Source organism: Neobacillus nitrireducens, assembly GCF_030915405.1.
Lineage (GTDB): Bacteria > Bacillota > Bacilli > Bacillales > Cytobacillaceae > Neobacillus.
Map to the genome: position 1 here is coordinate 4,566,079 of NZ_CP133262.1, position 23,885 is coordinate 4,589,963.

The 23,885-nt window shown below is 38.3% G+C and carries 24 protein-coding genes and 2 pseudogenes; 19 read left to right on the top strand and 7 right to left on the bottom strand.

Going from position 1 to position 23,885, the window contains the following annotated elements; translation table 11 throughout:
• Nucleotides 1–500 precede the first annotated feature (500 nt).
• Both RCG22_RS22185 and RCG22_RS22190 read left to right on the top strand, forming a co-directional pair.
• Nucleotides 501–1,181: a response regulator transcription factor gene (locus tag RCG22_RS22185; protein ID WP_098259608.1), complete on the top strand. Its 681-nt coding sequence runs from the start codon at nt 501–503 to the stop codon at nt 1,179–1,181.
• A gap of 35 nt (nt 1,182–1,216) precedes the next feature.
• Nucleotides 1,217–2,188 (top strand): F510_1955 family glycosylhydrolase, encoded by a 972-nt coding sequence (locus tag RCG22_RS22190; RefSeq protein WP_308104740.1) that lies wholly within the window; start codon nt 1,217–1,219, stop codon nt 2,186–2,188.
• Between the two features lie 17 nt (nt 2,189–2,205).
• Here RCG22_RS22190 and sigK read toward each other — a convergent pair whose 3' ends face one another.
• Both sigK and pssA read right to left on the bottom strand, forming a co-directional pair.
• Nucleotides 2,206–2,919, bottom strand: coding sequence for an RNA polymerase sporulation sigma factor SigK (gene sigK, locus RCG22_RS22195; RefSeq protein WP_098259606.1), 714 nt, complete (start codon nt 2,917–2,919; stop codon nt 2,206–2,208).
• Between the two features lie 269 nt (nt 2,920–3,188).
• The gene (gene pssA, locus RCG22_RS22200; RefSeq protein ID WP_308104741.1) at nt 3,189–3,728 is read right to left on the bottom strand and encodes a CDP-diacylglycerol--serine O-phosphatidyltransferase; all 540 of its coding nucleotides are present in this window, start codon (nt 3,726–3,728) and stop codon (nt 3,189–3,191) included.
• 126 nt (nt 3,729–3,854) lie between these two features.
• Here pssA and RCG22_RS22205 point away from each other — a divergent pair, with 126 nt between their 5' ends.
• On the top strand, nt 3,855–4,640 hold the full coding sequence (locus tag RCG22_RS22205) for a phosphatidylserine decarboxylase (RefSeq protein ID WP_308104742.1): 786 nt from the start codon (nt 3,855–3,857) through the stop codon (nt 4,638–4,640).
• Between the two features lie 60 nt (nt 4,641–4,700).
• Here the strand turns inward: RCG22_RS22205 and RCG22_RS22210 are convergent, their stop codons facing one another.
• Nucleotides 4,701–4,841 carry a sporulation histidine kinase inhibitor Sda gene (locus RCG22_RS22210; protein WP_098259603.1) on the bottom strand — a complete coding sequence of 47 codons (141 nt, stop codon included), beginning with the start codon at nt 4,839–4,841 and terminating at the stop codon, nt 4,701–4,703.
• A 475-nt stretch (nt 4,842–5,316) separates the two neighbouring features.
• On the opposite strand from RCG22_RS22210, the gene RCG22_RS22215 reads away from it, so the two are divergent.
• The 8 genes from RCG22_RS22215 to RCG22_RS22250 are packed head-to-tail and all read left to right on the top strand — an operon-like array spanning nt 5,317 to nt 10,389.
• Nucleotides 5,317–5,832: a YqeG family HAD IIIA-type phosphatase gene (locus RCG22_RS22215; protein WP_098259602.1), complete on the top strand. Its 516-nt coding sequence runs from the start codon at nt 5,317–5,319 to the stop codon at nt 5,830–5,832.
• A gap of 3 nt (nt 5,833–5,835) precedes the next feature.
• Entirely contained in the window at nt 5,836–6,942 is a 1,107-nt protein-coding gene (gene yqeH / locus RCG22_RS22220; protein ID WP_308104743.1) for a ribosome biogenesis GTPase YqeH, read from the top strand.
• A gap of 56 nt (nt 6,943–6,998) precedes the next feature.
• Nucleotides 6,999–7,838, top strand: coding sequence for a shikimate dehydrogenase (gene aroE, locus RCG22_RS22225; protein WP_308104744.1), 840 nt, complete (start codon nt 6,999–7,001; stop codon nt 7,836–7,838).
• Nucleotides 7,832–8,122: a ribosome assembly RNA-binding protein YhbY gene (yhbY, locus tag RCG22_RS22230; protein ID WP_098259599.1), complete on the top strand. Its 291-nt coding sequence runs from the start codon at nt 7,832–7,834 to the stop codon at nt 8,120–8,122. The genes aroE and yhbY overlap by 7 nt, the downstream gene beginning before the upstream one ends.
• A 26-nt stretch (nt 8,123–8,148) precedes the next feature.
• A complete protein-coding gene (locus RCG22_RS22235) occupies nt 8,149–8,718 on the top strand; it encodes a nicotinate-nucleotide adenylyltransferase (RefSeq protein ID WP_308104745.1) in 570 nt (189 codons plus the stop codon).
• Nucleotides 8,708–9,274, top strand: a complete 567-nt coding sequence (gene yqeK, locus RCG22_RS22240; RefSeq protein ID WP_308104746.1) for a bis(5'-nucleosyl)-tetraphosphatase (symmetrical) YqeK — start codon at nt 8,708–8,710, stop codon at nt 9,272–9,274. The genes RCG22_RS22235 and yqeK overlap by 11 nt, the downstream gene beginning before the upstream one ends.
• 3 nt (nt 9,275–9,277) lie before the next feature.
• Nucleotides 9,278–9,634, top strand: coding sequence for a ribosome silencing factor (rsfS, locus tag RCG22_RS22245; protein ID WP_066257733.1), 357 nt, complete (start codon nt 9,278–9,280; stop codon nt 9,632–9,634).
• Complete coding sequence (locus tag RCG22_RS22250; RefSeq protein ID WP_308104747.1) at nt 9,631–10,389, top strand: class I SAM-dependent DNA methyltransferase; 759 nt, start codon at nt 9,631–9,633, stop codon at nt 10,387–10,389. Before rsfS ends, RCG22_RS22250 begins: the two co-directional genes overlap by 4 nt.
• A 236-nt stretch (nt 10,390–10,625) precedes the next feature.
• Here RCG22_RS22250 and RCG22_RS22255 read toward each other — a convergent pair.
• A pseudogene (locus RCG22_RS22255) lies at nt 10,626–11,999 on the bottom strand (IS1182 family transposase).
• 363 nt (nt 12,000–12,362) lie between these two features.
• Nucleotides 12,363–13,187, bottom strand: coding sequence for a late competence protein ComER (gene comER / locus RCG22_RS22260; protein WP_308104748.1), 825 nt, complete (start codon nt 13,185–13,187; stop codon nt 12,363–12,365).
• A gap of 87 nt (nt 13,188–13,274) precedes the next feature.
• Here comER and RCG22_RS22265 point away from each other — a divergent pair, with 87 nt between their 5' ends.
• The 3 genes and pseudogenes from RCG22_RS22265 (at nt 13,275) to RCG22_RS22275 (ending at nt 16,863) form a co-directional block, all read left to right on the top strand.
• A complete protein-coding gene (locus RCG22_RS22265; RefSeq protein ID WP_308104749.1) occupies nt 13,275–13,925 on the top strand; it encodes a helix-hairpin-helix domain-containing protein in 651 nt (216 codons plus the stop codon).
• Nucleotides 13,926–13,999: 74 nt separating this feature from the next.
• Nucleotides 14,000–14,446, top strand: a pseudogene (locus tag RCG22_RS22270) (ComE operon protein 2); the annotation flags it as partial.
• 89 nt (nt 14,447–14,535) lie between these two features.
• Entirely contained in the window at nt 14,536–16,863 is a 2,328-nt protein-coding gene (locus tag RCG22_RS22275) for a DNA internalization-related competence protein ComEC/Rec2 (RefSeq protein WP_308104751.1), read from the top strand.
• A gap of 75 nt (nt 16,864–16,938) precedes the next feature.
• On the opposite strand, the gene RCG22_RS22280 is transcribed toward RCG22_RS22275, so the two are convergent.
• Entirely contained in the window at nt 16,939–17,073 is a 135-nt protein-coding gene (locus RCG22_RS22280; RefSeq protein ID WP_026563518.1) for a YqzM family protein, read from the bottom strand.
• Nucleotides 17,074–17,374: 301 nt separating this feature from the next.
• Between RCG22_RS22280 and holA the strand changes: the two genes are divergently transcribed.
• The gene (holA, locus tag RCG22_RS22285; RefSeq protein WP_308104752.1) at nt 17,375–18,391 is read left to right on the top strand and encodes a DNA polymerase III subunit delta; all 1,017 of its coding nucleotides are present in this window, start codon (nt 17,375–17,377) and stop codon (nt 18,389–18,391) included.
• A gap of 41 nt (nt 18,392–18,432) precedes the next feature.
• On the opposite strand, the gene rpsT is transcribed toward holA, so the two are convergent.
• The gene (gene rpsT / locus RCG22_RS22290) at nt 18,433–18,693 is read right to left on the bottom strand and encodes a 30S ribosomal protein S20 (protein ID WP_066257719.1); all 261 of its coding nucleotides are present in this window, start codon (nt 18,691–18,693) and stop codon (nt 18,433–18,435) included.
• A gap of 196 nt (nt 18,694–18,889) precedes the next feature.
• On the opposite strand from rpsT, the gene gpr reads away from it, so the two are divergent.
• The 4 genes from gpr (at nt 18,890) to lepA (ending at nt 23,809) form a co-directional block, all read left to right on the top strand.
• Entirely contained in the window at nt 18,890–20,014 is a 1,125-nt protein-coding gene (gpr, locus tag RCG22_RS22295) for a GPR endopeptidase (protein WP_308104753.1), read from the top strand.
• Between the two features lie 128 nt (nt 20,015–20,142).
• Nucleotides 20,143–21,345, top strand: coding sequence for a stage II sporulation protein P (gene spoIIP / locus RCG22_RS22300; RefSeq protein WP_308104754.1), 1,203 nt, complete (start codon nt 20,143–20,145; stop codon nt 21,343–21,345).
• 19 nt (nt 21,346–21,364) lie between these two features.
• Nucleotides 21,365–21,691, top strand: a complete 327-nt coding sequence (locus tag RCG22_RS22305; protein ID WP_308104755.1) for a YqxA family protein — start codon at nt 21,365–21,367, stop codon at nt 21,689–21,691.
• Nucleotides 21,692–21,973: 282 nt separating this feature from the next.
• Nucleotides 21,974–23,809, top strand: coding sequence for a translation elongation factor 4 (gene lepA / locus RCG22_RS22310; RefSeq protein ID WP_098259587.1), 1,836 nt, complete (start codon nt 21,974–21,976; stop codon nt 23,807–23,809).
• Nucleotides 23,810–23,885 lie beyond the last annotated feature (76 nt).

Here is a 23,885-nt window from a genome sequence, read left to right on the forward strand (position 1 = left end):
GAATGAAAGGTGGTTTTAACTATGTTGTTTTTACTTATGCAAGGTCGTGGTGCTAGTCTCTGGGTTTCGAAGGATACCACCTAGCTAGTCAAAAAATTAGGAGGTAAACAAAATGCCGCTCCATATTTTATTAATATCGCTGTTTTTTAAACCAAAGAAAAAAAGTTCATAATAATATCATAGTGAAATCAAATTGCTAATAGCCGCAGGTGTTTGTTAACAAAATATACACATTTCCCGAAGTTAGCTACTGTGAAAATGTGATAAATTCATAGTATAAAGAACAGGATCTATCTAAGGGGTGGAGAGTATGTTCATGGTTGTCATGGCAATCGTCATTACTGCGGCAATCAGCTGCGTTATTTCAGCTGAAATTAGTGTTGAATAGATAGTAAGCATCGACCTTCTTTAATTGGTCGATGCTTTTATTTTTTTCCTCTTATTAATTTTTTGATTGTAGTATAATTTACTTTAGAATTAATATGCGGGAGAGGAAGATATTGATAAAAATACTACTCGTTGATGATGAAACAAGAATGTTAGATTTACTTTCTCTTTATTTAACACCCAAAGGCTATAAATGCATTAAAATGTCCTCCGCTTTAAAAGCTATTCGTTACTTGGAGGAAGAGAGTGCAGATATGATCCTATTAGATGTAATGATGCCGGAAATGGACGGATGGGAAGCATGCAGGGAAATACGTAAAAACTGGGATATCCCAATCATTATGTTGACCGCACGCAGTGAAAAAAATGATATTGTAAAGGGTTTAAAAATGGGTGCAGATGATTATATCTCCAAGCCATTTGATGAAGAAGAGCTTACTGCTCGTATTGATGCTGTTTTAAGGCGACAAATAGGCCAGAAAGGATTAACCGACTTTAATGGTCTTTCCTTAAACGAGGATTCTTTTGATGTTTCATACAAGAATCAACACATTCCTGTTACACCGAAGGAATTTTCGTTATTAGCACTTCTCCTGAAAAATCGAAACAAAGTGTTTACACGGGAACATCTATTAACGACAATTTGGGGGTATGCGGCTCCGACAGAGGACCGGACGATTGATTCCCATGTTCGGAACTTACGGGAAAAATTGCGAAAAACAGGATTTCCAGTTGACGATTATTTGACAACCGTATGGGGACTGGGGTATAAGTGGGTGGATAAGGATTCGTAAAAGAATACCTCATAGATTTTTATGGAGGGGAAATAGTGAAGATTACAAACAAAGGCTTTCTTGCTGTATTGACAGGAATCATGCTGATATTGGCAGCAGGCTGTACAGATAAGAGCCAAGAACAGAAGAAGCCAAAACAAGAAAAGATAACTAAAGTAGACTATGATATCATCCATGCAAAACCAATAAATGTAGGTCAGATTTTTGGTATTGGCTATCCAGGAAATGATGTTGCTTTATATGTGGCTACAGATAAGGGCTTAAAAATGTATAATGAGTCAAAGTGGTATGAAACATCCACGAACCAACATGAGTACTATGGCTTTCAAGCAGTTAGTGCTGGTTTTATTGCCAGTGGTCAGCCTCAAAAAGGATTGGGCCTAAAGAACCCACTCGGTATCATTCAAAGTGTTAATAAGGGTCAAACCTTTAGTAAATTATCTTTCTATGGTGAGTCGCTATTTCATTTCGTGGGGGCCGGATATTCAGGAAAAAGCCTTTATGTCATTAAAGAAAACCCGAACGATAGCCTTGGGAAAGGCTTGAACTATTCTACGGATAATGGGGACACATGGAAAAAAAGTGCATTAAAGGATTTTGGAGCAGATTCATACGGGATGATTGCAGTTCAGCCGAAAAATGACGATACCATCGCAATGTCGACAAGGTCTGGTATTTATTATTCAATCGATAATGGAAACACGATGAAACTGATAACAAATCCAGTGATGATTACGGCCCTTACATTTAGCGGGGAAACCATTGTATTTTCAAGTGTCGAAAACGAGAAGATACGATTAAAAACGATAAATCCTGCCACGGGCGAACAAAAAAATATTGCTATTCCATTTCTTGATTATGAAAATCCAATTACTTACTTAGCGGTAAATCCAAAAGATCCAAACCAAATGGCCTTCACCACCTATAAAAATGATTTATATGAATCTATTGATGGTGGAATGAAATGGAGTTCTCCATTGCAAAATGGAAAAACAGAGCTGGAGTAAGACCCAGCTCTGTTTTTTTATTTCTTTTTCTTTTCTTTTTCAGCCCGATAGAATTCATGGAACATTTTCATTAAAGCACGTTTTTCAATCCTTGAGACATAACTTCGTGATATTCCTAATTCTTTAGCAATCTCCCGTTGTGTTTTTTCTTTTTGCAGGTCCAGACCAAATCGCCCAATTATGACTTCCTTTTCGCGGTCATCCAGCACCTCAATATACTTTTTCACTTTCTCAAGCTCCATGTTTAACTGAATGGTGTCAATCACGTCTTCAGATTCAGATTTAAGCACATCAATTAATGAGATTTCATTTCCTTCCTTATCCTGACCAATTGGATCGTGCAAGGAAACATCTTTTTTAGTCTTCTTAAGAGCTCGTAAATGCATCAATATCTCGTTTTCTATACATCGAGCCGCATAGGTGGCAAGCTTTGTACCTTTCCCCTCTGAGTAACTCTCGATGGCCTTGATTAAACCAATGGTTCCGATTGATATTAAATCTTCCGAATCCTCCCCGGTGTTTTCAAACTTTTTTACTATATGCGCGACCAATCTCAAATTGTGCTCGATTAACATATTACGCGCATGGGCATCTCCTTCTGCCATTAATCGAAGATATTTTCTTTCTTCTGCGGCAGATAGGGGCTGAGGAAAGGCGTTATTTTTTACATAAGAAACAAGAAATAAGAATTCCTTCATTAAATATCCGAGAGCTGTTAAGATTCCAGACATCCACATCTACCCCCGTCTTTTTTGGCTAATCAGAATTTATTTTCATAAATTCTGAACGCATAAGTGCAACATCGCCTCTGTCTTCGCTTCTGTCTTCGCCTTAAGGCTCGCCAGTCGGCGTGTTTTCTTTAGCTATAAGCCTATTATTAATTCCTATGAAGGAAAAGGGAAATTGTGTCTGTCCATCAACACTTTTTATTTGGGAGATCACTTTTTTGAAAAAGAAAAGAGCATCAACCATTGGCAGGATTGATGCTCTAATGCTTTTTCTAGACTTTTTTTAGTTTAAATGGACTGACCATTAGGAATGATAGAATGATGGTAATAAATAAGAACGATTGGGAAGGGATATAAGGAATGGCTAAAAAGCTTAAGGTTACCAAGCAACCTGCTGCGGTAATCGGTAAACCAGTAAAATAGCCGTTGCTTTCGGTAATATTGAAGCGAGCTAATCTGAATGCGCCGCAACCAATATAGAAAACGGTAAAAAATGAACCCGGTCCGCCAAATTCAAACAAAATTCCTTGATATAGTAATAGTGCAGGTGCTACACCAAATGATATAATATCACTCATGGAATCTAATTGTTTTCCTAGTTCAGATTCAATATTGAATTTTCGAGCAATCATGCCATCAAACCGATCGGCCAGTGCAGCAATAAAAATTAGCAACAGACTTAATCTTAAATTTCCATGAAGCCCGAATATAATTGCAAATCCACCCAAAGATAAGTTTGTTAAGGTAATAACATTTGCTGTTTGCGATTTCAGTTTTTTAATTGTTTGATCAAGTACTTCCAACAAAAACATGGTCCACATCACTCCTTTTTTACAGACAGAAGGGAAAACAATTTCTTAATTACTCTATAATATTTAATTTTAAGCGTTTTATGTCTTTTCGTAAAGAGTATTTTTACACTATTTGGGGGTAATTAGATGATCGAAAGCTTTTATCGACTAATGATTGAGTTAACAAATGGGAGGTGGACATCAGGAATTTTAAGAAGGTTTGCGCGGTCACCTGTTAGCCGTTTCGTGGTACCATCCTTCGCTAAAATATATCATTTAAATCAGGAAGAAATGGAAAAAGGGTTGTCAGAATATCCTACTCTTCATGATTTATTTGTGAGGACATTGAAAAAAGAGGCAAGAAAAATTGATAAAGGTAATAATACAGTGGTTAGTCCTGTGGATGCGGTGATCGAGGATGTAGGTCCGATTACGGAAACGAGTGACATCCTTGTTAAAGGAAAGACGTATTCGATTGAAGAAATGCTGGGAAATCATGAACTGTTAGTTAAATATTTAAGTGGTACATATATGATTCTTTATTTAAGCCCCAGCCATTATCACCGAATTCACAGCCCTGTCAATGGCATAGTCACCAAACAATGGACACTTGGGGCAAAATCCTATCCAGTTAATAGGCTGGGTCTAAAATATGGCGTTCGAACCCTTGCTAAGAATTATCGAGTCATAACAGAAGTTAAAACGGACTTTGGACATGTTTCTATTGTGAAGGTTGGGGCTATGTTTGTGAATTCAATTGAAACCACTCATATGGGATCAGAATTGGAAAAGGGCGGAGAAATGGCTTATTTTAGTTTCGGTTCAACCGTTGTCCTGTTGTTCGAAAAGGATATTTTTCAAATAGATTCAACGCTTCAAACCCCGAAGGAAATTAAAGTGGGAGAAAAAATTGGGGTATTTAGAAATTTGTAAATAATGACTTGGCGTGGAGTGAGAACAAAAAGAAAAGCCCTAAAAGGGCTCGTACAAATTTTATGATGACATTTTTATTTTATGGTATAAGGAACGACGAAGCATTTCTGACTCAATGAGTCCGATAAAATCTGGGCTTAAGTTTAATTCTCTGGCTTTAAAATATGATTCGATTAATAATTCATCTGATAGTTTCCGCACGGCAGAATCCACCTCCGTTATGAAAATAAAGTGTTCTAATATAGGAAACATAAACATAAAATGGTATGTTCAATTGGTGTACCCTAAATCTACCAAATTTATTCCTATAGAACAATCGTTCTAACTATCCACAGGTTCTAGTGGATAACTTGTGATTACTTTGTTTATAAAAGGATGAAAAGTGGATGATTCAATGGGTATAATGTTAATAACTTTATCCACAACCGTTGGAAATGGGGATGTTTGTCGAAAAATATTTTTTTGTTTTATAAATATCGCCAAATTTTTGAGTATCCCTAGTTTTATTTTTAGGAGCAATTATATTTAAAAATCATTTATTATCATGTTTTGATGAATAATAAGCTTATTAACAAAATACATTTAATCTTTGAAACAAAGGTTAAAATTGGTTATGATGGTACAAGTAAAAAGATATTGAATGATTTTATTTAGAACTCAATGAGGTGTAAGCTTAGTGTTAAAACAATTTTTACCGAATGAACATGTGAAAAGCATTCTTGATATATCGCCTAAACAGTTAAGTGCTAAGGGAGTTAAAGGGATCATTACGGATTTAGATAATACGTTAGTAGAATGGGACCGTCCCTTTGCTACTCCTCAATTAGTTAAATGGTTTGAGGAAATGAAAAAACATAATATCCTCGTGACAATTGTTTCTAATAATAATGAAGAACGAGTAAAGGCTTTTTCGGATCCTCTGAGAATTCCATTTATTTTTAGGGCCAGAAAGCCATTTGCCATTGCTTTTCATAAAGCAATTTCACAAATGGGTATAAAAAAAGAAGAGGCAGTTGTAATTGGCGATCAGCTGCTGACAGACGTACTTGGCGGAAACCGGGGTGGATTTCATACCATCCTGGTTGTCCCTGTTGCCCAGACGGACGGCTTCTGGACAAAGTTTAATCGGTTTGCTGAAAGAAGAATTTTAAATTGGTTTCGAAAAAAAGGTATGCTTCAATGGGAGGACTAATGTGTGAGTGAACATCAATATATTTGTATGGGTTGTGGAGTAAAAGTTCAAACAGATAACCCAGAGGAACTAGGATATGCCCCGTCATCAGCTTTGGAAAAGGAAATGATTATTTGCCAACGATGTTTTCGCCTCAAGCATTACAATGAGGTTCAAGATGTAAGCTTAACGGATGATGATTTTTTGAAAATATTAAATGAAATGGGTAAGTCAGATGCTTTAATTGTCATGATTGTCGATATTTTTGATTTTAATGGCAGTTGGCTTCCTGGTTTACACCGCTTTGTTGGCGGGAACAAAGTTCTTCTTGTCGGCAACAAAGTTGATTTGCTGCCAAAATCGGTGAAGCATGGAAAATTAATTCACTGGATGAAGCACGAGGCGAAAGAACTTGGGTTAAAGCCAGAAGATGTATTCCTTGTAAGTGCAGCAAAAGGCTTATTTGTTAAGGAAACGGCGGCGGCCATTGATGAATATAGAAATGGGAAAGACGTTTATGTGGTTGGTTGTACTAATGTTGGAAAGTCAACGTTTATCAACCGAATTATTAAAGAAGTAACGGGAGAAGACGATGTGATTACCACTTCCCATTTTCCAGGAACGACATTGGATATTATCAAAATTCCTCTGGATGATGAAAAATTCTTAATTGACTCACCGGGAATTATCAACCATCATCAAATGGCGCATTTTGTAGATAAGAGCGATTTGAAAATTATCACTCCTAAGAAAGAAATCAAGCCAAAGGTGTTTCAATTAAATGAAGGTCAAACCTTGTTCTTTGGAGGATTGGCCCGCTTTGATTATATCAGTGGCGGACGCAGATCGTTTGTTTGTTATGTTTCCAATGAATTAAATATACACCGAACAAAAATCGAGAATGCGGATGAACTCTATGAAAAGCATGTGGGGGAAATGTTGACACCACCCCGTATCGAACAAGTAGGTTCTTTTCCAGAGCTTGTAAAACAGGAGTTTATTGTAAAAGAGGCAAAAACAGATATCGTTTTCTCAGGTCTTGGATGGATTACAGTGAATGAGGCGGGTGCAAAAGTGGCGGCCTACGTGCCTAAAGGTGTACAAGCATTAATTCGAAAATCCTTAATATAAATAGAAATCGTTAAGGTTAGGGAAGAAAGTTCTACCACGGGTGGGGGGGAATATAGGTGAAGAAATTATTTGCTGTTTTGGGGAATCCAATCGGGCATAGTATGTCTCCGGTTATGCTCAATGATTTATTTTCATATTATAATATTGATGCCGTCTATCTGCCCTTTCAAGTGGAGGATGCGGATTTACATGATGCTGTCAAGGGATTAAAGGCGCTTGGCGTCGGTGGCTTTAATGTAACTGTACCACATAAAAGTAATATCATTCCCTTTCTGGACGGCATTGATGAATTAGCCGCGAACATAGGGGCGGTGAATACAGTTGTAAATGAAAATGGTCAGCTAATTGGCTATAATACAGATGGTCCTGGTTTTTTAAAAGGCTTAAATGCATTCCTGCCTAAAATAGCAGACCAGAAGATTTTGATAATCGGAGCAGGAGGGGCAGCGAGAGCGATCTATTTTACTTTAGCAAAGGAAAGTCCCAACGTATTAAACATTGCCAATCGCACAATAGAGAGAGCCGAAGAACTTATCAAGGACTGTCCATACTCCGTTTCATCTAGCGCTATTTCGTTTAATGAGGCAAGCCAGTCCATGGGGGAATATGATTTAGTTATCCAAACCACACTGATAGGCATGTCCCCAAAAATTGGTGTGAAGCCCATTGAACTAATAAATATAAGGAAACAGACATTCTTTTGTGATATCATATACAATCCACTTGAAACTCAATTTTTACAAGAAGCGCGTTTTCATGGAGCAAACATCCAAAACGGGTTAGACATGTTTGTTTATCAGGGCGCACTTGCTTTTGAAAAATGGACGGGAATTTTTCCTGATGTGGAAAGAATGAAAGATAATGTGTTAAAACAACTAGGAGGAAGAACATGTTAACAGGAAAGCAAAAAAGTTTTTTACGTTCAAAGGCACACCACCTGGATCCTATTTTTCAAGTAGGCAAAGGTGGAGTAAACGAAAATATGATTAAACAAGTAGCGGATGCACTCGAAGCAAGAGAGCTATTTAAAGTCAGCATTTTGCAAAATTGTGAAGAAGATAAAACAGTGGTTGCTGAGCAGTTAGCTGCAGGTACGGGTGCGGAAATTGTTCAACTTATTGGAAATACCATTGTCCTATATAAAGAGTCAGTAGAAAAGAAAACAATCAAACTTCCATAATCAAAATGGTATAAGGAGACGATCGCATGTTGAAGGTGGGAATATTAGGAGGAACCTTTGATCCTCCCCATAATGGACATCTTTTAATTGCAAATGAGGTTCTTTCCACTCTTCAGCTTGATGAAATTTGGTTTCTCCCAAACCAAGAGCCTCCACATAAGAAAAAATCAGAATCAATTAGTAATGAAGACCGTCTTCAAATGCTCGAATTAGCCACCTGCGGAAATGATGCCTTTCGAGTGGAAACGATGGAACTTCATCGGCAAGGTCCTTCTTATACGGTCGATACGATGAAGATGATGAATAAACAGTATCCTGACCACCAGTTTTTCTTTATTATTGGAGCGGATATGATAGAATATCTGCCAAAATGGCATAAAATTGATGAACTTATTAAATTGGTCCAATTTGTTGGAGTTGAAAGACCATCATATAGCAGTCAAACAGACTACCCTGTCCTTTATGTAGATGTACCTGCATTGGATGTGTCATCAAGTATGATCCGAGATCGGGTAAATACCGGCAAGACTGTTCGATATTTACTGCCCGATTCGGTCATCCAATTTATCGAGGAGAAGCATTTATATGGAACGTGAAGAGGCATTAAAGCTTGTTAAGGTCCAATTAACCGATCACCGCTATCAGCATACCTTAGGGGTAATGGAGACAGCGATTGCACTTGCCAAGCAATATGGCGTTGATGAACAAAAAGCGGAATTAGCTGCGATTTTTCATGATTATGCAAAATTTCGCCCCAAAGATGAAATGAAGGAAATCATTATCGAACAAGGATTTCCACAAAATTTGCTTGAATATAATTCAGAATTATGGCATGCGCCTGCAGGGGCTTATTTGGCGGAAAAAGAAGCGGGTATTATCGACCCGGAAGTATTGGAAGCTATCCGTTTTCATACATCAGGAAGACCTGGAATGACCTTACTTGATAAAATCATTTATTTAGCCGATTACATTGAACCGGGCCGGCATTTTCCGGGTGTCGAAGAAGTAAGAAATGTGGCCAAAGAAAATTTAGATAAAGCATTAATAATGGCAGTCAAAAATACGATCATTTTTTTATTGAAAAAGAATCAAACCGTATACCCTGAAACATTCTATACCTACAATGACCTTATAAGAAAACTGGAGGATTGATTAATGGATAATCAAGAACTTTTAAAAGTTGCTGTTAAAGCAGCGGATGACAAACGTGCTGAAGACATTTTAGCCCTTAATATGCAGGGGATTTCGTTAATTGCTGATTATTTTATCATTTGTCATGGCAATTCGGATAAACAAGTTCAGGCGATTGCAAAGGAAATGAAAGATAAAGCACAAGAACTTGGGTATGACGTAAAAAGAATTGAGGGTTATGATGAAGCTAGATGGGTGTTGATTGATCTAGGTGATGTGGTTGCCCATGTATTTCATCGTGACGAAAGAAGTTATTATAAATTGGAGCGTCTATGGGGCGATGCGCCGTTGGAAGATATCCATAGTGCGCTAAATTCATGAGCTATCAGCAATTTGCCTATCTTTATGATGAACTAATGAACGACGCACCCTATGATGAGTGGGTCCAGTTTGTCAAAGATAGGTGTGTGAAATATAATGTTACGGGAAACCGCTTGCTCGACCTCGCATGTGGGACAGGTGAACTCTCCGTCCGATTAGCACAAGACAGATTTCAAGTAACGGGTGTCGATTTATCTGTGGATATGCTCACTGTGGCACAGGCAAAGGCTGATGCAGAAGGGGTTAGAATTCCCTTTTTTCAGCAGAATATGGCTGATTTAGAGGGTCAAGGAGAATTTGATGTCATCGGGATTTTTTGTGATTCATTAAATTATCTCCAGACTGAGCAAGAAGTGATGGCTACTTTTTCAAACGCCTTCGAACATTTGACCAATGAAGGTATTTTCATTTTTGATGTTCATTCCATTTATAAAATTTCACATGTATTCATTAATCAAACCTTTGCTTCCAGCGGAGATCATGTCTCATACATCTGGAATAGTTTCCCTGGAGAAAGTCCAAATAGTGTGGAACATGAGCTGAGTTTTTTTGTGTTGGATGAACGGACAGGGAAGTATGACCGATATGATGAGCTCCATTTTCAACGAACCTATTCAGTCCAGCAATATAAAATCTGGTTAATCGAGGCTGGGTTTGAGTTGTTGGAGGTATGTGCAGATTTTGAAGATTCGGAGCCCCAAACACAAACAGAACGAATCTTTTTTGTTGCGAAAAAAGGTAAAAAAGCCATCTAAAATAAGATGGCTCAGATTGTCGAGAAAGGGTGCTTTTCTCGGCAATTTTTCTTTTCACCGAAACCAATTATTGATTTTTGTCCCTGCTAATGGTCCTGTTGATTTGCGCTCCAGGCACTTCGCTTTCCGCGGGCGTGCCGGGGAGCCTCCTCGGCGCTGAAGCGCCTGCGGGGTCTCCCCTGCCCCGTACTCCCGCAGGAGTCTTCGTGCCTTCCGCGCAAATCAACAGGGAGAAATCAACCTGAAGAATCGCCACACAATTTTTCCAACTTGGCTAAGTGGGTGGCAATCTTTTTCATATTTTGGCAGGCTGCCGTAAGGAGAGCCTGTTCACTTGCTTTTTTTAATCCCCGTAACCGGCAATAGCGAAGCCCATGCAGCTCTTTTGAGTCTGCGAAGCTTCGCTCTATTTTTTCCTTCCTAAATTTATAAAGCATTTTTCCAGATTTAGATAAGCGATTTTCCCTTACTTTTTCTTTGTGCTCCTCCCAAACATGACGAGTCACTACTTTTTTCTTATTTTTGGAGCGTGTACATTGGGAAAGAAGCGGACAGTTTTCACACCTCTTCGAATCAGATTTATATTCTTTATTGCCCTCACGGCTTGTTGTAATGTATGGTAATTCCTGATTATTAGGACAAACGTATAAATCTCGTTCTTTATTATATGTAAATTTCCATTTTGGGAATAAACCAGTAGTAGGATGAAATCTTCTATGGGCAATTACACCAAAGATATTTCGGTCAGATAATCCCCGGCAGATGGGGTTTGTGAGATAACCGGAATCAAGTGCCACAGCCTCTACCTTAAATCCAAATCTTTGGACCTGACGGTCCAAACGGCTTAGGTAAGGAACAGAATCATGAACATTTCCTGGCGTAACATATTCATCGGTAATAATGTTAAATTTCATATCAGTAGTCAGGTGATCAAGATAACAAAACATTTCCTGGTTATTTTCACGAGACATAAATCTACATTCAGGATCAGTGGTACTAATTCGAATTTCTTTTGTTTCCTTCTTTTCCTCCTTTTCCTTTAACGGCTTTTTCCCGTGCGCTATTCTATCCTCTTCAACGGCTTTATTTAATTCATCAAAATATTCACGCGTCTCTACTTCAATTTCCTGTTTTGTATATTTATGTTTATTAGCGTTTGCCTTTAAATGGGTAGAATCCGAAAATAAGACACGACCACCTACCATCTTGTGGTTCATTGCATGAAGGACGATTTCATCAAATAATTCCTGAAAAATATCGGTATCATTAAATCGGTGCTGGCGATTCCAACTGATCGTAGTGTGGTGTGGAACAGGATCTTTGAACTTCAAACCTAAAAACCAGCGGTAAGCCACATTCATTTCAATTTCTCTTTGTAATTGTCTTTCTGAACGGATACCGTAAATATAACCAATAAACATCATTTTAAATAGAATAAGTGGGTCGGAAGGGCGTCCATTGTCATTACTATAATACGGACGAACTTTTTCAAGAAGGAAAGAAAAATCAATAAATTTATCAATCTAACGAAGAAGGTGATGATCAGGAACTAATTCATCAATTGAAACAAATTCATATTCATTTTGGCTAGATTCTTTTGGCTTAAACATTGATTTCACCACTTTTTATTAGATATTGGTAGATCATTAAGACTTTATTAATAACACTCTGTTGATTGGTACGGAAGACACGAAGACTCCTGCGGGAGTACGGGGCAGGGGAGACCCCGCAGGCGCTTCAGCGCCGAGGAGGCTCCCCGGCACGCCCGCGGAAAGCGAAGTGTCTGGAGTGCCAATCAACAGACAAGTCCCAAAGCTTGTACTAATAATATTATAGCAAATTAACGCGGTGAATTATTAAAGTATTTGTATAAAATAAGAGGCTGTCGAGAGTTTCTCGACAGCCTGAGCCATCTAAAATAAGATGGCTTTTTTTTATGAGAAAGAAGGAATTTTGTCAGTAAATGGCGAAACCTAATAATTGGAGAATTGTGTTTCGACTTTGTCTAGATCCTCTTTAAATTTTGCCTGCGTTGCCTGAAATAAGTGCTCAAATACATCTCCGAACTCAGTATCCAGAACTTTTATCCCTTCACCGGTTATCCCGCCTTTTACACATACCTTTTCCTGCAGAGTTGATAATGTATAATGCCCTTGCTTTAATAACTCACCCAGTCCCACAATCATTTCACTCGCCATAATCGTTGCTGCATCTTCATCAATTTCTGTCTCTTTCACAGCCGCTTGGATAAAACGCTGAAGAAGATAGCTGAAAAAAGCGGGACCGCAGCTAACGATATCAGAGGAGGACCTCGTTATTTTTTCATCAATTTGATAGGGCACCCCAATCTTAGCAATTAATTTCTCCACCCTTGTTTTCCAAAGATCGCTGCAATTTTCCCCATAGGTAATTAATGACACCCCAGATAATGCCCGATTCGTGATACTTGGGATGACTCTAACGGTAGAACAGGATACCAACTTTTCAATTTGGCTTGTACTGACAGGACTCGTTATGGAAATGAGACATTTTTCCGCGCTTAAATGTAGGTTCATTTCATGTAGAACTTTACATACATCTAATGGTTTTACACAAACAAATACCAAGTCGGACGCAGCGGCAACTTCTCTTGGATTCGCTCCAACCCGTAGTTCCCTATATTTATCTTTAAGCAACATTGCTTTTGATTTTGTCCTGTTAGTAATCATCATAGAAGCAGGGGAAATGGCTTTTCCTTCAATTAGAGCCTCTACCAGCATGCCTCCCATATTTCCAGTACCGATAATGCCTATATTCATTGTTCCGACCCTCCTTCGCAAGCAAGTTTCTTTTATAACCATATGAAATCTGTAAGTGAAATATACCTTTAGAAAGGAAGGATTCAAATGAAAGACTGGTTGGTTGAACACAAGATACCTGTTTTAGTTATGGCTATTATTGCACTCGGAGGATTTTATTATTTTTATGTCAATGAGAATCCAGAGCCTCTCCCCACTACTTCCATTAGTATGGAAGAAAAGTCTCAAGTAGGAGAAAAGGAAACAGAAACAGAAACAGAAACGAATAAACCTGCAACCCAACAAGCAATACCTGAGAAAATAATGGTTGATGTTAAAGGTCAAATCAAACTTCCGGGTGTTTATCAGGCAAATGCCAATGAGAGAGTTATTGATGTGATCAGCAGAGCGGGTGGTCTAACGGACAAGGCAGATCAGGGACAGGTGAATTTTGCCGAACATGTTCAGGATGAAATGGTCATTTATATCCCCGCCAAGGGCGAGGGGGGAGCTCCTATTTTGGCTTCGGGAGGAAGCCAAATAGGTTCAGGCGGTAATCAAAAAGAAGCAAAAATAAATATAAATAAGGCGGATGAAACGGAATTGCAAAATCTTCCTGGCATCGGTCCAGCCAAAGCGGCTGCAATCATTGAATATAGGAATACAAATGGTCCATTTAATGCTGTGGAAGAATTGAAAAATATTAGCGGTATCGGGGATAAAACATTCGACAAACTCAAAGATTTGCTCGCGATTTAGTGAAACTTTAATTGACCTAAGTGGACAATCCCTATTAATATTAAGTGAAAGAATTTCTAAAGGGAGTGGGAGAAGTGGAACGAATCTCGTGGGATCAATATTTTATGGCACAAAGCCATTTACTCGCACTAAGAAGCACATGTACACGGCTGACTGTGGGAGCAACAATTGTTAGAGATAAACGTATTATTGCTGGAGGCTATAACGGCTCAATAGCAGGTGGAGACCATTGTATTGATAAGGGATGCTACGTAATTGATAATCATTGTGTTAGAACGATTCACGCTGAGATGAATGCACTGCTTCAATGTGCTAAATTTGGGGTCCCAACAGCTGAAGCTGAAATTTATGTCACTCATTTCCCCTGCCTACAATGCTGTAAAGCAATTATCCAAGCGGGTATTAAAACCGTTTATTACGCGGAGGATTATAAAAATCACCCGTATGCAATTGAACTCTTCCAACAGGGAAACGTAGCAATTCAAAAGGTAGCGCTGGATGAATCGGTTATTGATTTACGGACGGTTAAGCCTTAATTCTGCAGATGAATGCCGACTCTTTGTCGGCACTTCTGTGTTTTGTAAAAAAATCCCTTAGGGGGAAAATACAAATGAATGGAAAATTTCTTTATTTTGCAATCACTGCTTTATTAGGCGTGCTATCTGCTCAATATCATTGGATATCTTTTATCCTCATCCAAACCCTATATCTATATCTTCTATTTAAATATAAACGATTTAAGAAATTGCACCTTGCAATCATAGCCATTTGTTTTTTAACATTTTTTTTAATTGGTCTACATGCAGTATCCATAAATAAATCAGTCATCCCCGCATCCACTACAACCTTTTATCTTCACTATACACAAGACCCCAAAATTGATGGTGACCTATTACAGGTACAGGCTACAGACGCCCAATTCAAGGAGAAACTCCTCATCCGCTATAAAATTAAATCAGAACAAGAAAAGGAAAATTTAAAAACAAAAACGTTTTATCATTGTTTATGCAGGGTGACAGGCACTCTGGAAAAACCAGCGGTTGCTAAAAACCCCAATGCATTTAATTACCGAAATTATTTATCAAGGCAGAACATTTATTGGATAGTAGAGATCCAAGCAAGTCCACTTCAAAATTGCTCTTCCATGAAGGCTACTCCAGTAGAAATGATCAAACAACTTCGATATTCTGGAATTAATTATTTAGAATCTCATTTTCCTATTGAAATTGCTTCACTTTCAGCTGCATTAATATTTGGGGACAGAAATTTGTTTGACCCGGAAGTTTTATCTGCGTACCAAAAGACTGGGATTGTTCATTTACTCGCCATTTCAGGACTCCATGTTTCATTATTAATCGCGATGGTTTTTTATATTGGGATTCGATTTGGGCTGACAAGACAGTTCATGATTAATTTTCTTCTTATACTCCTGCCAATTTATGTCGTTCTAACTGGTGGCTCACCATCTGTGATCCGCTCAGCGATCATGATTTTCCTTGTGTTACTGACTGTTAAGTTAAAAGTGCGCCTGAGGCTTATCCCCTTAGATGCTATTAGCTTGGCCTTTCTATTCTATTTGTTTTTTAACCCAATGGTGATTTTTGATGCGGGTTTTCAACTCTCATTCGCAGTAAGTCTTGTGATCATTTTATCAGCAACCTATATACTTCAAGACTATGATAGGAACTTCACGAAGATGCTAGCTACCTCACTGATTGCACAATTAGCTGCACTTCCGTTCTTACTGTATCATTACTTTGAGGTTTCATTGATAGGGATCTTCGCTAATATGGTGTACATTCCGCTTTTTTCATTTTTGTACCTCCCTGGATTGTATCTTTTGTATATCATCCAGTTCGTATTTGGAAAAACTCCACTCATTCTTATAAAATTTTTTTTAATTATCATTAGCTTCTCTAATCACCTGATTGAGATTCTTGCTGATTTTAGTTTCTTCCGCTTTAATCCTGGAAGGCCCAATTGGTTATTACTTTCGATCTATATTTTTATCTTGCTTTTCATCTTTTATCTTTGGGAAACCCAAACATTTCCGAAAAGGAAGGGTCGCCTCATCTTATTGTGTCTTGGGCTGATAATATTTCAGCAAGGTTGGAATTGGCTATATCCTTTTTCGGAAGTGACAATGATTGATGTTGGTCAAGGGGATAGTATTCTCATTGAATTTCCACATGGGAAAGGGACTTATCTCATTGATACGGGTGGGACCATGAATTACGCGGAAGAAAAATGGCGAGAACGTGCAAAACCGTTTGAAGTGGGAAGGGATGTAGTGGTGCCATTTCTAAAAGGAAAAGGAATTACCAAGATAGATAAACTTATCTTGACACATGGGGACATGGATCATATTGGAGGGACATTCTCGATTTTAAAAGAGCTGGAAGTAAAACAAATCCTCATGCCTTCTGTAATCGCCCCATCTGATACTGAACTGGGCATTACCCGGGAGGCACAAAAGAAAAAAATTGCTGTCATAAAAGTGTCAGAAGGAGACCGCTGGGTTAGTGGAGATAATGAATTTTATATCCTCTCACCAGAAAAGAATTTTGCAGGGGAAAGAAACAGTGGGTCCATTGCTTTTTTAGCTAAATTAGGGGGAGTTCGTTGGTTTTTTGGTGGAGATCTTGATCAAGCAGGGGAAGAAAAAATCATTAAAAAATATCCGCATTTAAAAATTGACGTTTTAAAAGTAGGTCACCATGGCAGTAAAACATCAAGTGCAGAAGCCTTTATCACTCAAATAAACCCGAAAGCCGCCTTGATTTCTGTAGGTGAAAAAAATCGTTATGGCCACCCGCATTCAGAGGTACTCGAAGAATTAAAAAAAACTAATTCATTAATTCTCCGAACGGACCAGCAAGGGGCAATCACCTATAAATTTTATGATGGATCAGGAACCATTTCTCCCTATTTACCATAGGATAAAGCATCTCAAGAAAAAATTAAAAAGACTGCACGAATGCAGTCTCCTGAATTACACATATGTAGCCATTCATTATGAACCGATTACTTTAATGACTGTCGCAACGATAAACATTATCGCAAAAAAACCAAAGGAAACCCCAAATCCTACCCCAGAATCAATCGCGTCGTTTCGCTTACTTTGCACATCTTTTTCAAATTCATTCACAGTCTACCCCTCCTATTTCACATATAGTATAAGTCATTCTCATGAAAAAATCCAGCTTACATCAAAATGCATTTCCTTAACTGACAAGAGTTGTCAAAATAGTGAGACTGATAAAAGGCTACACTAATCTTACACAAGGAATTCCGCCGAACAATAGAATATCCTAGGGCTTCTATTGAAGGCGTTCATTATAGATTGGGAATTAGCACTTATAGATAAGTGCTAATTCCCTTTAAGTACTTGTCAAATTGTCCAAGCTTCTTTACCATATATATGAGTGGGAGAAGGGGAGCGCTGACAAATGGTCGTTGATATTTGGAGAAAAATTAAACAAAAGGAAATTGCTCCTATTTATTTATTATTTGGCACAGAGGCATTTTTAATAAATGAAACAAAGCAATTATTACTTAACCATATTTTAACAGAAGAAGAAAAGGATTTTAATTTCTCAACCTATGATTTAGAGGAAACTCCAATTGAAGTTGCAATTGAAGATGCGGAAACCTTTCCATTTTTGGGTGAAAGGAAAGTAATCTTTTTACATAATCCTGTTTTTTTAACTGCTGAAAAATCAAAAGAAAAAATCAATCATAATATATCAAGATTCGAAATGTATTTGAAGGAGCCGGCACCATATACAGTAGTTGTCATTTCAGCTCCGTATGAAAAATTAGATGAACGAAAAAAAATCACGAAAGAATTAAAAAGAAGCGCTGAAATAGTTGAAGCCAAAAAGTTAAATGAACATGAATTAAAAAACTGGGTAGTGAGCAGGGCAAAGCGCAGCGGGATTGAATTTGAACCAGCGGGGATTGAACACTTGCTGGCATTGGTTGGAACAAATATGTTTATGATTACCAGTGAAGTGGACAAATTGGCCTTATATGCAGCAGACGAAAAAAGGATCGATATCAGTTTAGTGGAAAAATTAGTAGCTCGTTCGCTTGAGCAAAATATTTTTACACTGATTGAAAAAGTTGTTCAGCGAAAACTCGATGAAGCCCTAAGAATTTATTATGATTTGTTAAAACAAAATGAAGAACCGATTAAGATCTTGGCCTTGCTGGCGGGACAGTTTAGGTTAATTTACCAGGTAAAGGAGCTCTCGAGAAGAGGGTATGGACAGCAGCAAATAGCCGGTTTCTTGAAAACACACCCCTTCCGAGTCAAACTTGCCCTCGGACAAGCACCAAAATTCAGGGATGAAGAATTGGCTCATTTAATGGAACTCCTTGCTGAAGCCGACTATCAAATGAAAACCGGAGGTATGAATAAATCTTTATTAATTGAGATGTTTCTATTTCATTTAAATAAATAAAAAAACGATTCCTGTAAAGGGAATCGTTTTTTATGCTTTAATTAAAGCGCGTTTGTCTTTTTCATTAGACGAGATTTTTTACGAGCAGCAGCATTTTTGTGGATAAGACCTTTAGCAGCAGCCTTGTCTAATTTACTAGCAGCAGTTACTAATGCTTCCTTAGCAGCTGTAGCATCATTAAGTGTAATAGCAGCTTCCGCTTTCTTAACAGCAGTACGAGTTGCAGATTTAACAGTTGTATTTTGAGCATTACGAGCTTCGCTTGTTTTTACACGTTTAATAGCAGATTTAATATTAGGCATTACTTTCACCTCCTACAAAGAATCGAGACTATATGAACTCGACTTAACATTCATAAAAAATAATTCAGAACATGAAATATTTTATCAAATGGAAGCTAATATTGCAATACTTGTTTTTTGCATGAATTAAGTTGAAAAGGGTAAAAATAGGAAATAGTTTCTATATTTTAGGAAGATTTTGATGGGAGTGTAGGTAATGAACGAATCAATTGACTTAAGTCAGTACTCTGTTCGAACGGATTTGGCGATTGAAGCACGGGAAATGGTGCTAACGCGACAGGATGGAACAGTCGGGCAAGAAAAAGATCTTTCGCAAATTGAAGGAGTAATTATAAAAGAAAAAGATGTGGAGGACATAAAACTTTCTTTAGTAGAGGTTACCAAACAGGGCGAACAACAGCTGGGCAAAAAGGCTGGCCGATATTTAACGTTAGAAGTACAAGGGATTCGCCAGCAAAATACGGAGGTACAGCAAAAGGTTGAGGAAATTTTCGCAAGGGAGTTTGCTTACTTTTTAGAGGGAACCGGGATTAAAAAAACGGATTCCTGTTTAGTGGTGGGACTGGGAAATTGGAATGTAACCCCAGATGCACTAGGTCCAATGGTTTGTGAAAATTTGTTGGTTACCCGTCACCTGTTTCAACTTCAGCCCGAAAATGTCGAAGAAGGCTTTAGGTCGGTTAGTGCACTATCCCCGGGAGTTATGGGTTTAACCGGGATTGAGACAAGCGATATTATTTTTGGCGTTGTTGAAAAAACAAAACCTGATTTTGTAATTGCCATTGATGCACTAGCATCACGGTCGATTGAACGAGTCAATTCGACGATTCAAATTTCCGATACAGGCATTCATCCTGGTTCAGGTGTTGGTAATAAGAGAAAAGAACTGAGTAAGGAAACCCTAGGGATTCCTGTCATTGCGATTGGGGTTCCGACAGTGGTTGATGCTGTGTCAATTACAAGTGATACGATTGATTTTATTCTTAAACATTTCGGGAAAGAACTTAGGGAAGGAAATCGGCCTTCGAGGGCACTTGCACCAGCTGGGATGAGTTTTGGAGAAAAGCGCAAGCTGACCGAGGAGGATTTACCTGAAGAAAAGCACCGCAAGACATTTCTTGGGATGATTGGTACTTTAGCAGATGATGAAAAAAGAAAGTTAATTTATGAGGTATTGTCTCCAATCGGACATAATTTAATGGTGACTCCTAAGGAAGTAGATGTTTTCATCGAGGATATGGCAAATTTAATTGCGAACGGATTGAATTCCTCGCTCCATAGTGCAGTTGACCAAGAGAATGCAGGGTTTTATACAAAATAAGCGGATTTTCCCCGAGGTGCTTTTTAGTTCTACTTTTTATAGGAAGTGCCTCTAAAATTTAACTAGTGGTTCTATCGATTCTAGTATCTTCATAATATTTACTAGAATCCGTTTTGCGAGGTGGAACCATGAAAGCTAGAAACTCAGGAACTTTTATTATGGTACAAGGATCAAGTTTACTTAAAGTCGCTGGATTACTGATAGTCTTTATGCTATTGATTTTCTCTATTAGTGGATTATTAACCTCGTTAAAGCCACAATATCGGCCAATGTCGTCTTCGGTTAATCAGGCTGCCACAAATGTGAATGGAGAATTGCTTTATCAATTAATGGGCTGGGAAAATCATCATTTTTTATCGGTTGAAAGAGATTGGACTGCTACTCCAAAATTGACCAATCTAGTATTTAAGCTTTCAAGCAATATAAATTTAAATGATCCTCGAAGCCTTTTAGGCAGAGAACTTCCAGGATTCTTTCAGTTTGATGGGAAAATTCTTGTGGCTGGTGAGGGTACCAATTACACTAATATGCCAATTGAATCTGCGCCTCCTATTGAAATTATGAAAGCAGAGCGAGAAGCATCTTTGGTAAATTTAGAAGGTATCGAGAAGCCATCAGGAGAAAAGACCCCTTCAACACCTGGACAAACAACAGGCGATCACAAGATAGTCTATGTTTACTTTACACATACTCGGGAATCTTATTTACCATATCTTAAAGGCGTCACGAATCCGAATCTTGCCTACCATTCAAAAATTAACGTCACCAAAATTGGCGATCAATTAAAAACGAGCTTAGAGGATCGAGGAATCGGTACTACTATCGATAAAACTGATATCCAGGCGAACTTAAATAAAAAAGGTTTAGGTTATCCAAGATCGTACCAGGAATCTCGCCCAGTTGTACAAGCGGCAATGGCACAAAACCATGATTTGGCTTATTTTATTGATATTCATAGGGATTCACGACGCAAGAACCAAACAACAGTTAACATTAATGGAAAATCTTTTGCAAAGCTTGCATTTGTTATCGGCGGTAAAAACCTAAATTATGAAAAAAATGCAAAACTAGCAAAGGAACTGCACGATCTACTTCAAAAGAAGTATAAGGGGTTAAGCCGGGGAGTGATGGTCAAAAATGCTGCTGGCTCTAACAGTATTTACAATCAAAACCTATCTGAAAATGCGCTTTTGATTGAATTTGGCGGAGTCGATAACACATTTGAGGAATTAAATCGATCGGCAGACGCACTTGCAGACGTATTTAGTGAATTCTACTGGCAAGCTGAAAAAGTAAATGGGGATGTTGAGCAATCAACGAAAAAACAATAGAAGTAAGGGAGCATTTTTTATGAAAATGTTCATGTTAAAAAGCCTATGCCTAGTTGCGCTCATGTTAATCTCTGTTTTAGTAGGGATGCAATTAGCTAATGACGGTATTCATAAAATGAAAGGCTATGATGATCCTAATTTTCAAAATGCCGTAAGTTTAAATGAAACGGATAGTAACTTAAGTGCAACCTTTTTGGGCAATGATATTTCAAGCCATGATCTTGAAGCAAAGAAGAAAAAGCTTGAAGAAATAAGCGCATATAATTTCTTCTCTTCGATGGGAAAGAAGATGTCCGATGGGATATCAGGTGTCTCCCAAAAAATAGTTGAACTTATCGCAGATTAAAACGTGTAGTGGCACCCATTAGGTGCCGCTATTTGCTACTTTGAAATATGATCAGTGTTTAGCTCCAGCGCCCAGCGCCTAGTGGACTTCGATCTCCTCCTTGCGATAAGTCAACATCGAATCGCTAGCGCTCTTCGTGTTTCCTTTATCTTATTCGGAGCTCTCCAGTCCATACGGCGCTAAACGGGCGCTTCCACTTTTCGATTTTCATTGAATCTTGGTAATCCTATTGATATAATTCAAAATAGTGTATATGTGCGAGTATAGTAGGAGTGAAATACCGTGAACAATAATGAAAGACTAAAACGACAATCAAAAATTAGAAATTTCTCAATCATTGCCCATATCGATCATGGGAAATCAACTTTGGCTGACCGTATCTTGGAGAAAACCAATGCGTTGACCTCTCGGGAAATGAAGGACCAGCTATTGGATTCAATGGACCTTGAAAGAGAACGCGGAATTACCATTAAGTTAAATGCCGTTCAGTTAAAATACAAAGCTAAAGATGGAGAAGAATATATTTTCCATTTAATTGATACACCGGGACACGTCGATTTTACGTATGAGGTTTCAAGGAGCCTTGCAGCCTGTGAAGGGGCTGTTTTAGTCGTTGACGCTGCTCAAGGAATTGAAGCACAGACACTAGCGAACGTTTACCTTGCCCTTGATAACGACCTTGAAATTTTACCAGTCATCAATAAAATCGACTTACCTAGTGCTGACCCAGAGCGGGTACGCGGCGAAATCGAAGAAATCATCGGCTTGGATGCTTCAGAAGCTGTGTTAGCTTCAGCTAAAGCAGGTATTGGGATCGAAGAAATCCTTGAACAAATTGTTGAAAAAGTCCCGGCACCAACTGGAAATCCAGAGGCGCCGTTAAAAGCGCTAATATTTGATTCACTTTACGATGCCTATCGAGGTGTTGTTGCCTATATCCGGGTTGTCGAGGGAACTGTTAAAGTCGGCGATAAAGTTAGAATGATGGCTACCGGGAAAGAATTTGAAGTAAATGAAGTAGGTGTTTTTACACCAAAAGCGACGATGTTAAACGAGTTAACCGTTGGTGATGTTGGCTTTTTATCTGCATCGATTAAAAATGTTGGCGACACCCGTGTCGGTGATACGATTACAAATGCGAAAAATGGAGCAACAGAAGCCCTTCCAGGTTACCGCAAACTCAACCCAATGGTATATTGTGGGCTTTATCCAATTGATACAGCGAAATTTAATGATTTACGTGAAGCGCTAGAAAAGCTGCAGTTAAACGATTCCTCCCTTCAATTTGAACCTGAAACATCGCAAGCACTTGGTTTCGGTTTCCGCTGTGGATTTCTAGGACTGCTTCATATGGAAATCATTCAAGAACGGATTGAACGAGAATTCAAGATCGATCTAATTACCACTGCACCAAGTGTTATCTATCACGTTCACATGACAGATGGTTCTGAAATAAAGGTGGATAATCCGTCGGATTTACCAGACCCGCAAAAAATAGAACGCGTGGAAGAGCCGTATGTAAAAGCAACCATGATGGCTCCAAATGATTATGTTGGTACAATTATGGAACTATGCCAACTAAAACGAGGGATTTTCGTAACGATGGAATACCTGGCTGAAAATCGGGTAAGTATCATTTATGAAATGCCATTAGCGGAAATTGTCTATGATTTCTTTGATCAATTGAAATCGAGTACAAGAGGTTATGCTTCCTTTGATTACGAGCTTATTGGTTATAAACCATCCAAGTTGGTCAAAATGGATATATTACTAAATGCTGAAAAAGTGGATGCTTTAAGCTTTATCGTTCATAATGATTTTGCCTATGAGCGCGGAAAAATTATTGTTGAAAAGCTGAAGGAACTTATTCCAAGACAACAGTTCGAGGTTCCGATTCAGGCGGCAATTGGTCAAAAAATTGTCGCTCGTTCCACAATTAAAGCCATGCGTAAAAACGTATTAGCCAAATGTTATGGTGGAGATATTTCCCGTAAACGCAAATTGTTAGAAAAGCAAAAAGAAGGTAAGAAGCGGATGAAACAGGTTGGATCCGTTGAAGTACCACAAGAAGCATTTATGGCTGTCTTAAAAATGGACGATTCCAATACAAAAAAATAAACTAGCGGGAGGTTAGGACAAGCCATTATCGGGCGAATTCTAACCTCCTTTTGTTACATTTATCGAGGAAGTGAAA

What these genes read in the sequence shown, in the direction of transcription:
- gpr (WP_308104753.1), top strand. Translation starts at nt 18,890, where the DNA reads ATGAACGAATCAATTGACTTAAGTCAGTACTCTGTTCGAACGGATTTG.
- RCG22_RS22250 (WP_308104747.1), top strand. Translation starts at nt 9,631, where the DNA reads ATGAGCTATCAGCAATTTGCCTATCTTTATGATGAACTAATGAACGAC.
- RCG22_RS22205 (WP_308104742.1), top strand. Translation starts at nt 3,855, where the DNA reads ATGATCGAAAGCTTTTATCGACTAATGATTGAGTTAACAAATGGGAGG.
- RCG22_RS22275 (WP_308104751.1), top strand. Translation starts at nt 14,536, where the DNA reads ATGAATGGAAAATTTCTTTATTTTGCAATCACTGCTTTATTAGGCGTG.
- RCG22_RS22265 (WP_308104749.1), top strand. Translation starts at nt 13,275, where the DNA reads ATGAAAGACTGGTTGGTTGAACACAAGATACCTGTTTTAGTTATGGCT.
- sigK (WP_098259606.1), bottom strand. Translation starts at nt 2,919, where the DNA reads ATGTCTGGAATCTTAACAGCTCTCGGATATTTAATGAAGGAATTCTTA.
- holA (WP_308104752.1), top strand. Translation starts at nt 17,375, where the DNA reads ATGGTCGTTGATATTTGGAGAAAAATTAAACAAAAGGAAATTGCTCCT.
- spoIIP (WP_308104754.1), top strand. Translation starts at nt 20,143, where the DNA reads ATGAAAGCTAGAAACTCAGGAACTTTTATTATGGTACAAGGATCAAGT.
- RCG22_RS22235 (WP_308104745.1), top strand. Translation starts at nt 8,149, where the DNA reads ATGTTGAAGGTGGGAATATTAGGAGGAACCTTTGATCCTCCCCATAAT.
- pssA (WP_308104741.1), bottom strand. Translation starts at nt 3,728, where the DNA reads ATGTTTTTGTTGGAAGTACTTGATCAAACAATTAAAAAACTGAAATCG.
- rsfS (WP_066257733.1), top strand. Translation starts at nt 9,278, where the DNA reads ATGGATAATCAAGAACTTTTAAAAGTTGCTGTTAAAGCAGCGGATGAC.
- yhbY (WP_098259599.1), top strand. Translation starts at nt 7,832, where the DNA reads ATGTTAACAGGAAAGCAAAAAAGTTTTTTACGTTCAAAGGCACACCAC.
- rpsT (WP_066257719.1), bottom strand. Translation starts at nt 18,693, where the DNA reads ATGCCTAATATTAAATCTGCTATTAAACGTGTAAAAACAAGCGAAGCT.
- RCG22_RS22305 (WP_308104755.1), top strand. Translation starts at nt 21,365, where the DNA reads ATGAAAATGTTCATGTTAAAAAGCCTATGCCTAGTTGCGCTCATGTTA.
- yqeK (WP_308104746.1), top strand. Translation starts at nt 8,708, where the DNA reads ATGGAACGTGAAGAGGCATTAAAGCTTGTTAAGGTCCAATTAACCGAT.
- comER (WP_308104748.1), bottom strand. Translation starts at nt 13,187, where the DNA reads ATGAATATAGGCATTATCGGTACTGGAAATATGGGAGGCATGCTGGTA.